The 14,251-nt window shown below is 58.7% G+C and carries 14 protein-coding genes; 8 read left to right on the forward strand and 6 right to left on the reverse strand.

The window, feature by feature from the left end:
* The first annotated feature begins 22 nt into the window (after positions 1-22).
* The gene (locus tag NZ705_09965) at positions 23-1,762 is read left to right on the forward strand and encodes a diflavin flavoprotein (GenBank protein ID MCS7293275.1); all 1,740 of its coding nucleotides are present in this window, start codon (positions 23-25) and stop codon (positions 1,760-1,762) included.
* Here NZ705_09965 and NZ705_09970 read toward each other — a convergent pair.
* The 4 genes from NZ705_09970 to NZ705_09985 are packed head-to-tail and all read right to left on the reverse strand — an operon-like array spanning position 1,756 to position 5,490.
* On the reverse strand, positions 1,756-3,102 hold the full coding sequence (locus NZ705_09970) for an SPFH domain-containing protein (GenBank protein MCS7293276.1): 1,347 nt from the start codon (positions 3,100-3,102) through the stop codon (positions 1,756-1,758). The genes NZ705_09965 and NZ705_09970 overlap by 7 nt on opposite strands.
* Positions 3,103-3,142: 40 nt before the next feature.
* The gene (locus NZ705_09975) at positions 3,143-3,736 is read right to left on the reverse strand and encodes a pentapeptide repeat-containing protein (GenBank protein ID MCS7293277.1); all 594 of its coding nucleotides are present in this window, start codon (positions 3,734-3,736) and stop codon (positions 3,143-3,145) included.
* Positions 3,720-4,217 carry an HNH endonuclease gene (locus NZ705_09980; GenBank protein ID MCS7293278.1) on the reverse strand — a complete coding sequence of 166 codons (498 nt, stop codon included), beginning with the start codon at positions 4,215-4,217 and terminating at the stop codon, positions 3,720-3,722. The genes NZ705_09975 and NZ705_09980 overlap by 17 nt, the downstream gene beginning before the upstream one ends.
* Positions 4,218-4,272: 55 nt before the next feature.
* On the reverse strand, positions 4,273-5,490 hold the full coding sequence (locus NZ705_09985) for an MFS transporter (GenBank protein ID MCS7293279.1): 1,218 nt from the start codon (positions 5,488-5,490) through the stop codon (positions 4,273-4,275).
* 98 nt (positions 5,491-5,588) lie between these two features.
* Here NZ705_09985 and NZ705_09990 point away from each other — a divergent pair, with 98 nt between their 5' ends.
* From NZ705_09990 to kaiC, 6 genes are all read left to right on the forward strand, one after another.
* Positions 5,589-7,061, forward strand: a complete 1,473-nt coding sequence (locus NZ705_09990; GenBank protein MCS7293280.1) for a leucyl aminopeptidase — start codon at positions 5,589-5,591, stop codon at positions 7,059-7,061.
* A gap of 7 nt (positions 7,062-7,068) precedes the next feature.
* A complete protein-coding gene (locus NZ705_09995) occupies positions 7,069-8,085 on the forward strand; it encodes a hypothetical protein (protein MCS7293281.1) in 1,017 nt (338 codons plus the stop codon).
* Between the two features lie 207 nt (positions 8,086-8,292).
* A complete protein-coding gene (gene truB, locus NZ705_10000) occupies positions 8,293-9,183 on the forward strand; it encodes a tRNA pseudouridine(55) synthase TruB (protein ID MCS7293282.1) in 891 nt (296 codons plus the stop codon).
* Between the two features lie 9 nt (positions 9,184-9,192).
* A complete protein-coding gene (locus tag NZ705_10005; GenBank protein ID MCS7293283.1) occupies positions 9,193-9,588 on the forward strand; it encodes a circadian clock protein KaiA in 396 nt (131 codons plus the stop codon).
* A complete protein-coding gene (kaiB, locus tag NZ705_10010) occupies positions 9,589-9,912 on the forward strand; it encodes a circadian clock protein KaiB (GenBank protein ID MCS7293284.1) in 324 nt (107 codons plus the stop codon). It abuts the gene before it with no gap.
* Positions 9,913-9,914: 2 nt separating this feature from the next.
* Positions 9,915-11,462: a circadian clock protein KaiC gene (gene kaiC, locus NZ705_10015; protein MCS7293285.1), complete on the forward strand. Its 1,548-nt coding sequence runs from the start codon at positions 9,915-9,917 to the stop codon at positions 11,460-11,462.
* On the opposite strand, the gene cobU is transcribed toward kaiC, so the two are convergent.
* The gene (gene cobU, locus NZ705_10020; protein MCS7293286.1) at positions 11,425-12,003 is read right to left on the reverse strand and encodes a bifunctional adenosylcobinamide kinase/adenosylcobinamide-phosphate guanylyltransferase; all 579 of its coding nucleotides are present in this window, start codon (positions 12,001-12,003) and stop codon (positions 11,425-11,427) included. The two genes, kaiC and cobU, sit on opposite strands and share 38 nt — an antisense overlap.
* Positions 11,993-13,513 carry an NAD(P)H-hydrate dehydratase gene (locus tag NZ705_10025; protein ID MCS7293287.1) on the reverse strand — a complete coding sequence of 507 codons (1,521 nt, stop codon included), beginning with the start codon at positions 13,511-13,513 and terminating at the stop codon, positions 11,993-11,995. The genes cobU and NZ705_10025 overlap by 11 nt, the downstream gene beginning before the upstream one ends.
* Before the next feature lie 46 nt (positions 13,514-13,559).
* Here NZ705_10025 and NZ705_10030 point away from each other — a divergent pair, with 46 nt between their 5' ends.
* A complete protein-coding gene (locus NZ705_10030) occupies positions 13,560-14,102 on the forward strand; it encodes a peroxiredoxin (protein ID MCS7293288.1) in 543 nt (180 codons plus the stop codon).
* The last annotated feature ends 149 nt before the right edge of the window (positions 14,103-14,251 follow it).

Here is a 14,251-nt window from a genome sequence, read left to right on the forward strand (position 1 = left end):
ACGCTTTTAGGGGTTTTGTCTTATGAGCGTGACGCCGCCCCGTGATGTGCAGACGGTACCGATTGCTACTGATACCTGGGTATTGCGCTCGCGCAGTTGGCAACGGTTGCGCTTTGAAATGGAATACGCCCTGGAACGGGGAACGACAGCCAACAGTTACCTGATTTACGGGGACAAAATCACCCTGATGGACCCGCCGGGGGAAACCTTTACGGAACTGTTTTTGACGGAATTGCAGCGTCATGTTGCCTTGGACCAGATTACCTATGTGATCTTGGGCCACATCAACCCCAACCGGGTAGCAACGCTGGCGCGGCTCTGGCAATTGGCGCCCCAAATTGTCTTTGTCTGTTCCAATCCTGGCGACCAGACCCTGCGGTCCTTACTGGCGCAACGCCTGCCGGAGTTGACGGCGCAACGGCCCCCCCAGACGTTGGTTATCCGGGGTGAAGAAACGCTGGATATTGGCCGGGGGCACGTGCTGGAGCTAATTCCCATTCCCACGCCCCGCTTTCCCAATGGGTTGGCCACGTTTGACCCCAGCACGGGGCTGCTGTTTTGCGGCAAGTTTTTCAGCGCCCACCGCTGCAGCGACCAGGTGTTTGACGAAGGTTGGGAGGCGCTCCAGGAAGACTACCGCTACTACTTCGACTGCATCCACGCGCCCCAGGTGCGGCAAGTCGAACAGGTGCTGGAACGGCTAGGCCGCTGGCGGGCGACGTGCTATGCCAATGGGCACGGCTCCCTGGTGCGCTACCACGTGCCGGAGTTGACCTATCTCTACCGGCTCTGGTGCGAGCGGCAAAGCGGGTACGACATAACAGTGGCCCTGCTGTATGCGTCGGCCTACGGTAATACGGCGACCCTGGCGCAGGCGATAGGGCGGGGCTTGACCAAAGGGGGCGTGCGGGTGGAGTCCCTGAATTGCGAATTTGCCAGTCCCGAAGAAATCCGCCAGGTGGTCAGCCAGGCGCAGGGGATCATCCTGGGGTCGCCTACGCTTGGGGGACACGCGCCCACGCAGATGCAGACCGCCCTGGGCATTGTCCTGGAACAGGCGCCGCGCACGGTGCTGGTGGGTGTGTTTGGTTCCTATGGCTGGAGCGGCGAAGCCGTGGACCTTCTGGCCGGGCGGTTGCGGGATGCGGGCTTCCCCTTCGGCTTTGAACCCATCCGGGTGAAATTTGCCCCCACCGACGCCGACTTGCAGCGCTGCGAACAGACCGGCACAGATTTCGCCCAGGCCCTGCGCCAGAAACAACGGCGACAAGTTGCCCGTCCCACCGATGCCCAAGCCGCCCGTGCCGAACAAGCCATGGGCCGCATTGTGGGTCCTCTGTGCGTTTTGGCGGCCCGCCGGGGCGAACTCACCAGCGGCATGCTGGCAAGCTGGGTGTCCCAAGCCACGTTTAATCCCCCTGGCATCACCGTCGCCGTGGCCAAAGACCGAGCGGTGGAGTCGCTGCTACACGTAGGCGACCGGTTCGTGCTGAACATCTTGCCCGAAGGAAGCCATTTGCCCCGCCATTTCTTGAAACCCTTTGCGCCGGGGGAAGACCGGTTTGCCGGAGTTGCCACCACCACCACCGCCGACGGGTGCCCGATTCTCACCGAGGCCTTGGCCTATCTCCACTGCCAGGTGGCCCAGCGCATGGAGTGCGGCGACCACTGGGTGATTTACGCCGTGGTGGACGAAGGCAAGGTGCTCAACCCCACGGGCATCACCGCCGTCCATCACCGCAAATCCGGCAATCACTACTGATGCGCCGGCGGGGGCGTCTGGAGCACCTGGGCGAGATTCAAACCGAGCGTCCGGTCCGCCTGCTGGAGAAACTGCTGCACCATCTCGGGGTAGGCCCGCATCAGGGCACTCAAGGTCTGCCCCTGGCCGCTGTCAATCACGTGCACTCGGTCCACCTGCAATTTCTGGGGCACTTGGGCGGCGGTCGTCAGGAGCGTCTCCAGTTGCTGGATGAGCAGGATGGCGCTGGCGTCCTGACCGTACTCTTGCCACAGGGCGTTGAGCATCTCCGCCACAGCCGCCGTCGCTTTGGCCTTGGCCGCCAACTGCGCCGCCTGTCCCCGCGCGAGAAACTCCTGGGCTTGGCGTTGCGCCTGGGCGGGGAGCACCACATCCGCTTCCAGGCGTAACCGTTCCAACTCCGCCCGTACCGCTTGCAACTCCTGTTCGGCCTTGGCGCGGGTCTCCTGGGCAATGGCTTCGGTGCGTTCTTCTTCCGCCCGCGCTTGCAATTCCAGTTCCGCCTTGCGCTTGCGGTGTTCGTTTTGTTTTTGCTGGATAGCCGCCTGGGCTTCTTTCTGGGCCACTTCCGCGCGACGACTTTCAGCGACCGCCGCTTCTGCTTCCCGTTCCGCGTTGGACTCAGCGATTTGGGCATCCCGCAACATCTCGGCAATTTGCCGCCGCCCAATCGAGTTCAGGTAATCCACCTCGTCCGAGACGCTCTGGATTTTCAGCGTGTCCAGTTGCAGTCCCAATTTCGCCAAATCCCGTTCCACAAAGCGGGAAATCCGGTCGGCAAATTGCAAACGGTCCTCGTTGACCTGCTCTGGCGTCAGGGTGGCCACCACACTTCGTAAATTCCCCTCTAGGGTTTCCTTTGCCACGCGGATAATTTCCTCCCGTTTCCGGCCCAAAAACCGTTCAATGGCGTTGCCCACAATCTCCGGGTCGCTGGATACCTTGATATTGGCAATGGCTTGAATTTGCAGGGGAATGCCGCCAGCAGAATAGGCGTTTTTCACCTCCACCTGCACCGGCATCGTCGTCAAATCCATGCGCTCCACGCTCTCGAGGATAGGAATGCGGATGGCCGCGCCGCCAAACACCACCCGGTAACCCACCTTTTGGCCGCTGCGCAAGCGATGTTCCCGCCCCGAAAAAATGAGAATCTCGTTGGGGTTGCAGATGTAAACAATCTGGCTCAGGAGCACCAGGGCAATGACCAGGACAAACAGCACGACGAAGGCAGCGATCAAAACACCTGCAACGTCCTTGCTCACCTGCCCCAGCTGTGCCTGTGCCGGTCGCGCCAACACAAGTCCCAGCACACTCAACCCCAGTAACCCGTACCGACGCATTGCCTTCGTTCCCCTGCGTTTGTCTCCAGGGTATCACGCCCTAGGGATGCACCGTCCCATCGGGCATCACCGCGCCGGTCAAATTCGCGCCCGTCAGATTGGCCCCCCGCATACTGGCCCCCGCCAGGTTCGCGCCGGCGAGATTGGCTCCCGTCAAATTCACCCCCCGCAAAATCGCCACCACCAGAAATGCGCCCGTCAAGTCCGCTCCCGCCAGGTTCGCGGAGTGGAGATTGGCTTCTGTGAGATTGCTGTGGGCCAAAGAACACCCCTGCATCTGGGCCTTGAGCGCATCCACCCCCCGCAAGTAGGCCCCTTGCAAATCTGCTCCCTGCAGTTGCGCTTCCCCCAGATTGGCAAAAATCAAGTCTGCTTCCCGCAGCGCCGCCCGGTTGAGTCGTGCCCGCACCAGGTTACAGCGACAGAGAATTGCCCCCGTGAGATTGGCCTCCGTCAAATCCGCCTCAAACAAGTCGGCGCGGTAGAGATTAGCCCGTTCTAGGACAATCCCCGGCAGTGCCAGTCCGTGCAAATCCACCCGGTTTAAGTCCACCCGCCGGAAATGCCGTTCCCCCTGGCGATAGCGCTCTTGCAATTGTTCCGCCGTCAGTTGCCACTCACAGCCCGATGACATACTTGCGCCATTCCTGGTTGGAACCGCCCCGCAGGTGCTTGCTGACCTCAAAGTACAGACTGCTGTGGGGCCGACGGGGGCGCTGTCGCAGGGTTAACCGGGCTTCCTCCGGCGTGCGATTGCCCTTTTTGATATTGCAGCGCACACAGGCCGTGACGATATTCTCCCAGGAGTCATCGCCCCCCCGCGATTTGGGAATGACGTGGTCTAGCGTCAAATCATCGCCCGTATAGCCACAGTACTGACAGGTGTGACCGTCCCGGTGCAACACATTCCGGCGCGTCAGGGGAATCTCCTTGTGGGGAATATTCACGTAATGGCGCAGGCGGATCACCGTCGGCAAGGGGAAATTCGGGTAAATGACTTTGCCATTGTGCTCAACTTGCTCCGCCTTGCCCTTGAGTACCAAGACCGCCGCCCGTTTCCAGGTGGTAATGTTCAACGGTTCATAGGACGCATTCAGCACCAGAACCTTGCCCATGACTCCCCAAGCGCCGGGTTCGTAAAGATATTAACACACAAAGCATTAAGACTGTTTAAGAAACGCGGTAGGCATCGGGGCCATTGGCCAGCGCAAACGCTAGGGAATCGCGGGGATTTTTTCCCATCCCCAACAGATGCACTGTCAAGGCAGTCACGGCAATCCCAAACGATACTGTTGTCACCCCTTGCAACCCCAGCACCTCGAGTCCCCGTCCCACCAGCGGCCCCGCCAGGGCAATTCCCAGGTCAAAGCCTCCCAAGCACAGCCCAAAACTCCGGCCGCGCTCATGCAGGGTTGAACGGTCGGCAATCAGGGCCGCCATCCCCGGAATCAACAACCCCGCTCCCATCCCTTCCAACACAGCCGCCAGCAAGAGTCCCGGCACCCCTGGTCGGCTCCCCAGCGTCAGCATCGCCAGGCAATAGCACCCCAAACTGGTCGTAATCCACCGGCCCCGGCCCCAGCGGTCCGCCACCCGCCCCAGCAGCAACCGCACCGAAAAACTCGCCGCTGCCACCGCCGTGTAAAACAACCCCGGATTCAAGGGCAACCCCTGGCGCTTGATAAACAGGGGAATAAAAATCTGCAACCCGCCAAACAACAAGCCCACCAGCAAAAACACCAGCGCCGGCGTGCGTAAACGGGGCGTGAGCAAGAGACCCCAAGACAAGGACGGCACTGGCTCAGACAAACGACGGGGCGGTTCCTGCACCCCCCAAGTACAGAGCGCCCAACTCAGGGTTCCCAGCAGCGCCGACAGCCCAAACAGTAGGGAATACTGACCCTGCTCCGCCAGGTAGCCGCCAATCGCCGGTCCCAAAGCCACCCCCACCGGTTGCGCCAGCGTCATATACCCCAGAATCCGTCCCCGTTGCGCAGGCGGCGCCAAATCCGTCACCAACGCCAGATACGCCGTGGCAAAAGCCGCCACACTCAAGCCGTGATAGGCCCGCAGCACAAACAGCACGGGTATTTGCCGCCAGCAGAGATAGCCCCAGGGAGCCGTCGCCAGCACTAGCAACCCCAATTGAATTCCCCGTTTGCGCCCCTGGCTATCCGTCCACCGTCCCACCGGCTCCCGAAACAGCAACATCCCCAGGGCAAACGCCCCGATCACCCAACCAATCTGCCCATCGCTGGCCCCCACCACCTCCGCCAAATACAACGGCAACGTCGGCAGGAGTAACGTCAACCCCGACCAAAACAGCAATGCCGACCCAAACAGCCGTCCCCAGACGCCGTGGAACACCCCGCCTCCTGTCGCACGCAATTGTTAACAATTGTATCGAGTTAGGCAAAAGCAGTACGACTTCGGCCTAAGGGGTGCAGCGACTACAATGGAAAATGTGCGCTCAGGATGGGAAAACGATGGAATTTGTGACGGTGACCACAGCGCCCCAGGATTGGACGGGTGACTTGCTGTGCGTGGGCTTTTGGCAGGATGAGGTGGCACTGACTGGGGATGTCGCAGCCCTCAACGACCGGCTGGGGAACGCCTTGCAGGAATTCCTGGACGAGACTGAATTCAAGGGCAAGCCTGGTCATGCGCAGGTGGTGCGCCTCGGGGCTGGCAGTCCCGTGAAAAAACTTGCTCTGGTGGGACTGGGCAAGCGCAACGGCAGCTATCTAGAACCCTATCGCCAAGCCGCCGCCGCCAGCGCCAAAGCCGCCAAAACCCACAAGGCCCGGCAGTTGGGTTTGTACGTCCCACCGACCGACCAGCCCGCGGATGCCCTGACCGCCGCCTTGACCGAAGGGATTTTGTTGGCGCTGCACCAGGACAACCGCTTCAAATCCGACCCGGAAGACAAGCCACCCGTGCTGGAACGGGTAGAATTTCTCAGCATTTCCGGCGGGCAAGCCGGCATTGAGCAGGCCCAAAAGGTGGTTTCCGGCGTCATCCTGGCGCGGGAGTTGGTCAATGCGCCGGCGAGTGTGGTCACGCCAACTACCCTGGCGGAAACGGCCCTGTCCCTGGCGCAAACCTACGGGTTTAATGTCACCATCCTGGAGCGCGAAGATTGCCAGCGGTTGGGGATGGGGGCCTTTCTAGGGGTCGCCCAGGGTTCCGATACCCCGCCCAAGTTCATCCATCTCACCTACACCCCCGCCGTCACGCCCAAGAAACGCCTGGCAATCATCGGCAAGGGGTTGACCTTTGACTCCGGCGGCCTGAATCTCAAAACCCAGGGGGGCATCGAAACCATGAAGATGGACATGGCCGGGGCAGCGGCAGTGCTGGGGTGTTTCAAAGTCCTGGGGCAATTGCAGCCGCCGGTGCAGGTGCACGGAATCATTGCCGCGACAGAGAACATGATCAACGGCCATGCCCTGCATCCGGGGGACATCCTCACCGCTAGCAACGGCAAGACCATTGAAGTCAACAACACCGACGCCGAAGGCCGTCTCACCTTGGCCGATGCCCTGGTCTATGCCGAGAAGCTGGACGTGGATGCCATCGTGGATTTGGCAACGCTGACGGGGGCCTGTATCGTGGCGCTGGGGGACGACATTGCCGGCCTGTGGAGCACCAGCGATGACCTGGCTAACGAACTGCTCCAGGCCTCCAGCGCGACGGGTGAAAAAATCTGGCGGATGCCCCTGGAAGACAAGTACTTTGAGAGCATGAAATCCCCGATTGCCGATATGAAAAATGCGGGGGGGCGCAGTGCTGGTTCGATTACGGGCGCGTTGTTCTTGAAGCAATTTGTGCAGAAGACGCCCTGGGCGCATTTGGACGTGGCCGGCCCAGTGTGGAGTGAAAAGGGCAACACCTATAGCGGTCCAGGGGCGACGGGGTTTGGGGTGCGCCTGCTGGTGCAATGGCTGTTGAACCAGTAGGTGCGTCATGCCCTGCGACGGCGCAGTGATTGAGTTACACCCCAGCGTAGGTCGCAACCGGCTTATCCTGCATATCAACGGCGTGACCTCCACCCCGGACAAGCAACAGCGGGATATCCAAGCCCTGCAACGGATGGCGCCGGATGCCCATGTACGGGGTGTCCACAACGCCAGCAGCGATTGGCAGAGCGACGTCCTAGAGAGCATCCTGGGGCGCTCGGAACTGTGGCAATACCAGCAGCCAACCCCCGCCGCTGAGCAACGCCTGGCCAATTACAGCCGCCTGTTGCAACACCTGTTGAACCAACCGGATTTACCGCCCGATGCGGATTTACGGGACTATCTCCCCCAAGCCGCCACCGGCGCTGGTCTTTTAGACGGCGAACTGTTGCGACAACTACCCTTTATCAACCAACTCACCTGGCCCGATTGGCTCAAGTACTTCTACGGCGATTACCCGGCGGGAGCTTCCTGCGCAACCTTGCGCTTGGCCTACGAGCTGGCCCAGGGGATTCACGCCGGCGTCCCGATCCTGGTGGCCGCCCACAGCCAGGGACTCATCATCACCGCGCTGGCGACCTACATCCTCACCCACTTTTTTGGGGACTACACCCGCTGGCAGGAGCAGATTTTCATCCTCGGCTACGGCCCGGTCATCTTGCTGGAAGAATTGCCGCCAGGGTTGCGCGGTCAGACCATCCTCATCCAAGACCGGCACGACTTGGTGGCTGAAGCCTTTAGCAACATGCGCTACACCGACTTTTGGAACGTCTTGCAAACCCAGGTCTGGCGCACCATCCAACGCCTGCATCAACTCCCCCAACTGGCCCGCCCCGATAGCCACCACAGCGCCGGTTACTACCTGGGACTCTTAGACACTCCCGCCAGTCGGCGCGCCGGGGAACTAATGCAATACTTTGTCAGTCAAGAATGGCATTGCAGCCCCGTGATTCAGCGCTTTCGGGGTATTCGGTTTATCTTGGAAGACCTGGTGCCGGCGGGCGCGTTGGCCCTGAGAAATTAGCCAAACTGAACGCCAGTAGCCCTTTCGCCCTTTTTGCCTTAGAAATTCTTATCAATCTCCCCCGTGACAAACCCCGTACCCTACTGATATAGTGAACTCAGTGTGTGTGAGGAGCGAACCAGGAAAGGCACCGAGACGAAACACGGCCAGTCGTCGGTGTCTTTTCTGCTTTTTATGCCAGGGCTTTTCACCGCGCGCAACCCCTGCATGGATGGGTTTATCAACCTGTACAAACCAGCAGGTTTAACGTCCCATGACTGCGTGACCAAAATTCGGCGCTGGTTGCGGGAGCGGCGCGTTGGTCATGGGGGGACGCTCGACCCGCTGGCGACAGGTGTGTTACCGATTGCGGTTGGACGGGCGACCCGCTTGTTGACGTTTCTACCAGCAGACAAGCGCTACCGGGCGCGGGTGCGGTTTGGGGTGCAAACGACCACCGACGACCTAGCAGGTGAGCTGGTGACGCAGCAGCCGGTGCCGGATTTGACCCTGGCGACCGTCCAGGCGGTGTTACCCGAATTCATTGGGGTCATTGCCCAAAAACCCCCAGCGTTTAGCGCCATCCATATCCAAGGACAACGGGCCTACGACTTGGCGCGACAAGGACAGGCGGTGGATTTGCCCGAGCGGTCGGTCGAAATCTATGAGCTAACCGTCCGAGATTGGCAAGGCGGGGCTTTCCCCGAGTTAACCCTAGACGTGCATTGCGGGAGCGGGACGTACATTCGGTCGCTGGCGCGGGACATCGGGCAACGCTTGGGCATCCCGGCGACGTTAAGCGCTCTGGAGCGCACCGCCAGCGGCGGTATGGACATCGCTCGGAGCCTGACGCTGGAGCAATGCCACGCCCATTGCCAAGCCGGGGACTGGCAACTAGACCCGTTAGACCATTACCTCCACCATCTACCGGCAGTCACGTTGACCCGCACCCAAGCCCAACGGTGGTGCTATGGCCAACCTCAGGACGTGACGGTGCAGGCATCTCCCTGGTGGCGGGTGTACGATGAACAAGGACATTTTTTAGGGATTGGCCAACGGACGAGTGAGCAGACGCTGAAACCGCACCTCGTTCTGGCTGATCCCCGTTCCGCGTGTTAGTGGGTAGCGATGGATTTTGCGTCCGTGTGCGGCGACCCTTCCCCTCGCCGGAACCCCCAGCACTTTTGGGGTTGTCTTTCCCAGGAAGAACGGCAACGCTGGCTCAACCGGCTACAGTCGCTCTATCACCAAATTATTCTCCTGTACTTTCGCGATGACCCCCACTTGCCCGAGCGGATCGCCGAGTTTACCCACCTGGCCTACCTGATTAACTTGCCCGTGTCGGAAATTCTCGGGATTCATGTGCAATTCATGGATGAGCTAACTAAGCAGCTAAAATTAGAAGGGCGCAGCGAAGAGTTGGTGTTGGATTACCGGCTGACCCTGATTGATGTGATTGCCCACCTGTGCGAGCGGTACCGCCGAGCGCTGAACGAGGTGCCACCTGCGGGAGAACCCCCATGAATCGTCGCACCAAATAAAGTCTATATTCTCAAGCTCTACGTCGCCGATAATACGCCCAACTCCGTGCGGGCTTTAGCCACGCGAGACATTTTAGCGACGGAATTTAAGGGGGTTTACACGCTCAAAGTGATTGACATCTTGGCCAATCCCCGGCTAGCGGAAGAAGATAAGATTTTGGCGACGCCCACCCTCGCGCGGATTCTCCCCCCACCGGTGCGGCGGATCATCGGCGACTTGTCCGACCGGGAAAAGGTCTTGATTGGCTTAGACCTCTTGTATGATGAATTGGTGGAAGAAGAACAAACATCAGAGAACTCGGGATAACTATGGCCGACGGAACGACCACCCCAGTGGGTGTGCAAAAAATCCGGACGTTAATCGAAGGGTTTGATGAGGTCAGTCATGGGGGATTGCCAGCGGGGCGCTGCACAATTGTCAGTGGGACGTCGGGCACAGGAAAAACCATTTTTGCCCTGCAATTTCTCTACAACGGCATCATTCACTTTGATGAACCAGGCATTTTTGTTACCTTTGAAGAATCCCCAGAAGACATCATCAAAAATGCACTAAGTTTTGGTTGGAATCTTCAGGCGCTTATTGACCAGGGCAAACTGTTTATTTTAGATGCATCGCCCGAACCAGAAGGGCAACAAATTATTGGCGATTTTGACCTGTCAGGGCTGATTGCTCGCATTGAATACGCCGTGGAAAAATTCAAAGCCAAGCGGGTCTCAATTGACTCCGTGACGGCCATTTTCCAACAATACAGCGCCAACAATGGGGCTTCCACGATCCGCAACCAGCTTTTTATTCTGGTGTCCCGCTTGAAGAAGCTCCAAGTCACCACGGTCATGACCACCGAGCGAATTGATGAATATGGTCCGATTGCTCGCTTTGGCGTGGAAGAGTTTATTTCTGACAACGTGGTGATTTTGCGCAATGTTTTAGAGATGGAGCGGCGACATCGCACGATTGAAATTCTCAAGTTGCGCGGCACGACCCACATGAAGGGGGAATATCCGTTTACGATTACCAATGAGGGCTTGAGTATCTTCCCGCTGGGGGCCATGCAACTGACACAACGGTCATCGAATGTGCGGGTCTCGTCGGGGATTCCCAAGTTGGACGAGATGTGTGGTGGCGGCTTTTTCAAAGACTCGATTATCTTGGCCACGGGCGCAACTGGTACGGGCAAAACCCTGTTGGTCAGTCGCTTTTTGGAACATGCTTGTCAACGGGGGGAGCGGGCGTTGCTGTTTGCCTATGAAGAATCTCGCGCGCAACTGGCTCGCAATGCGTCGTCGTGGGGTGTGGATTTTGAACGGTTTGAACGCCAGGGATTGCTCAAGATCATTTGCGCCTATCCCGAATCCACGGGTTTGGAAGACCATTTGCAAATCATCCGCTCGGAAATTTCTAGTTTTCGGCCATCGTGCTTTGCCATTGACTCCCTATCTGCTTTGGCGCGAGGGGTGAGCAACAATGCCTTCCGGCAATTTGTGATTGGGGTGACGGGGTTTGCCAAGCAACAGGAAATCACGGGCTTTTTCACCAATACCCTTGACCAGTTTCTGGGGTTGCATTCGATTACCGAATCCCACATCTCCACCATCACAGACACGATTCTGCTGCTGCAATATGTGGAAATTCGGGGCGAGATTTCGCGGGCGATCAATGTGTTCAAAATGCGGGGGTCGTGGCACGACAAGGGGATTCGGGAGTATGTGATTACTGACAAAGGCCCTGATATTCGCGATTCTTTCCGCAATTTGGAGCGCATTATCAGCGGGTCGCCGACGCGGGTGGCGGTGGACGAAAAAGCGGAGCTGTCGCGGATCATGCGGGGGGTGCAGAATCCCGATAATCCCAGTTAGGGAGCGGTTGCCCCAGTTGCGTGAGATTGAGCACCCAACCGCCGGTGACCAAATAGACGTGACCCGCCTGCGCGCCGATTGTTTGGACCAGTTCCCCTAGCCGGTCGCGGAACAAACGCCCTGATGGGTAAGCAGGTACAACGCCCCACCCCACTTCTTCCGCCACCAAAATCACGGGACTGGTAAGCGCCATGAGCGTTTTCACCCATTGACTTTGCAAGAATTGCCACTCCCTATCCGGCATCTCCAAAAATTGGGCGACCCAGGTGCCCAGGGAATCCACCAGCAAGCAGGTCTGGGGCGGCGGTTGCGCGCACAGAGCGACCAAATCCACAGGCGGCTCCAGCGTTTGCCAGTGGGGGGGACGGCGCTGGCGATGGGCTTGAATCCGGGCTTGCCACTCTGCATCGTTCGGATCAGCATCGGCGGTCGCCACGTACAGCACGGGTAAACCGGATTGGTCAGCCAGATGCTCCGCCCAGCGACTTTTGCCGGAACGACTGGGGCCGGTTACCAGGGTGAGATGGGGGTTACGCACCATCGCGCAGCAGGTTTCCCAAGACGGTTCCCAGGTGCTGGGCCAACTGCTGGGGATGCACGCTCAATTCACTCTCGCGCTGGGCCAACCACACCCCCGTCTGCGCGTGCCACCAGACACCGGCTTGCACCAGTGCAAATAAATCCCGCTGTTGTTTCACCCCTTGGGCCAGCAATCCCCCTAGTAATCCTGTCAATACATCGCCACTCCCGCCCCGCGCCAGTCCTGGTGTGCTTTCTGAGTTAATGGCGACTGTTCCATCCGGCTGCGCTATCAAGGTTTTGGCTCCCTTGAGCACCACCGTCGCCTGGGCCATCTGAGCCGCCGTTTGCGCCGCCTGGAGCCGGTTGGTGAGGGAAAGGTCGGGGAATAAACGCTGAAATTCGCCGGCGTGGGGAGTCATCAGCGTCCAAGCTGCGCGGTTTTGCGACCAGGGCGCCAGCAGGTTCAGGGCATCGGCATCCGCTAGCAGGGGTTTATCCGACTGCCACAGGCGCTGGACCACAGGCTGGGCGGCAAGGGTTAAACCAGGGCCAACCGCGATGAAGTCATACTTATCCAGTTCCACCGGCAATTCGGCAATGGCGCCAGCGTCTGTTTCCGGACAGGGAATCACCAAGGCTTCCGGTGTGTGAGATGTGATGAGCCACTGCAAGGATTGGGGAACCGCCACGCTCAGCATGCCCACGCCACTGGCTCGTGCTCCCAAAGCCGACAGCACCGCTGCACCAGCATACGTTCGCGACCCGCACACCAGCAGCAAATGACCACAATGGTACTTATGGGTAACTGTGGGCCGGGGCAAGGGAAGCGCTTGGAGCATGGCTGGAGCCGTTAAACGGTACACAGTTGGTGCATCGCCCAACGCAGTCGCTACGGTCGCCTGGGGAATGTCTAGGTCAATCCGTTCCAATTGCCCCACATAAGGTTGCGCCGCTTCCAGGAACAAACCCACTTTCCATAGCCCCAAACACAGGGTACACGTGGCTTGAACGGCAATAGGCTGTGGTTGACCCGTATCCGTATGCAGTCCCGACGGCAAATCAATACTGATAACAGTTTTTTTCCAGGCATTCACTGTGTGAATAAGTTCCACCAGCGCCGGTGTTAAATCTTTCTCCAAACCAAAGCCAAATAACCCGTCAATTAACACATCGCAATTAGCTAATTCCTGCGCAGTTTCCACAAAAGGAATGCCCAGGTAATGGGCGTAATTTCTATGCGCGAGTGTAAGTTCTTTGGCTTGGGCAAACGGGTGATAAATGCGGACGGCGTATCCTTGCAACCACAGTTCCCGCCCAATCGCCAGTGTATCGGCACCGTTATGCCCTGGCCCCGCTAGTAATCCGATGGTTTGCCCTTTGGGAATCCAACTCATCAGGCGTTGGACCACCCTAATAACCACTTTTTCCATCAACGCTGCCACCGGCAAGCCATTCCGAAAAAGCGTCTCTTCGATAGCGCGCATTTGGGACGCCGTGACCAGAACGCAGTCGGGGTGGCAAGCACGCATGGGGAAATCCGTTACAATAAAACCGGTCATTTTCAAGGTATCACCGATGCAACGGCGGACGCTGCTAGGGGGATTGGCCATTTCACTGGCGGGCTATTTGGTCTGGGGCAAACCAGCTTGGGCGCTGGGGGGCACGTTACCGGAAGTGGGTCAACCGGCGCCGGATTTTTCCTTGCCTAGTTTGGACAACCGGCGGGTTTCCCTGGCGGATTACCGGGGTCGGTGGGTCGTGCTGTATTTCTATCCCAAAGATTTCACGTCTGGTTGCACGTTAGAGGCGCGCCGGTTTCAAGCCGATTGGCCCGAGTACCAGAAACGGGGAGTACAGATTTTGGGCGTCAGCGCCGATTCGGTGGACTCCCATCGCCAGTTTTGCGATAAAGAGGGTCTCAAGTTTCCCTTGCTGGCGGATACGGATGGGGCGGTGAGCCGGGCTTACGGGTCATGGTTAGGGTTTATTTCCTTGCGTCACACATTTATCATTGACCCCAACGGCATCATCCGGGCGCGATTTGTGAAGGTCAATCCGGCGATTCACAGTCAGGAGGTGTTGGCGACTCTGGATGAATTAGGGGTAAAGGCAGTTTAAGGCTTCATTAAAAGTAGCAACAGCCGGCGCAATTTCTTTGATCAACAGGGCAAACAACACCGCAGCGCCAGCCGTAATAACAGTCGTAGTGGACATGCGCACTATCCCAACTCATAGTGTAGTGCGATTGCCAAGCGATTTCAGTTTAT

The sequence above is a fragment of the Gloeomargarita sp. SKYB120 genome (genome assembly GCA_025062155.1).
Taxonomy (GTDB): domain Bacteria; phylum Cyanobacteriota; class Cyanobacteriia; order Gloeomargaritales; family Gloeomargaritaceae; genus Gloeomargarita.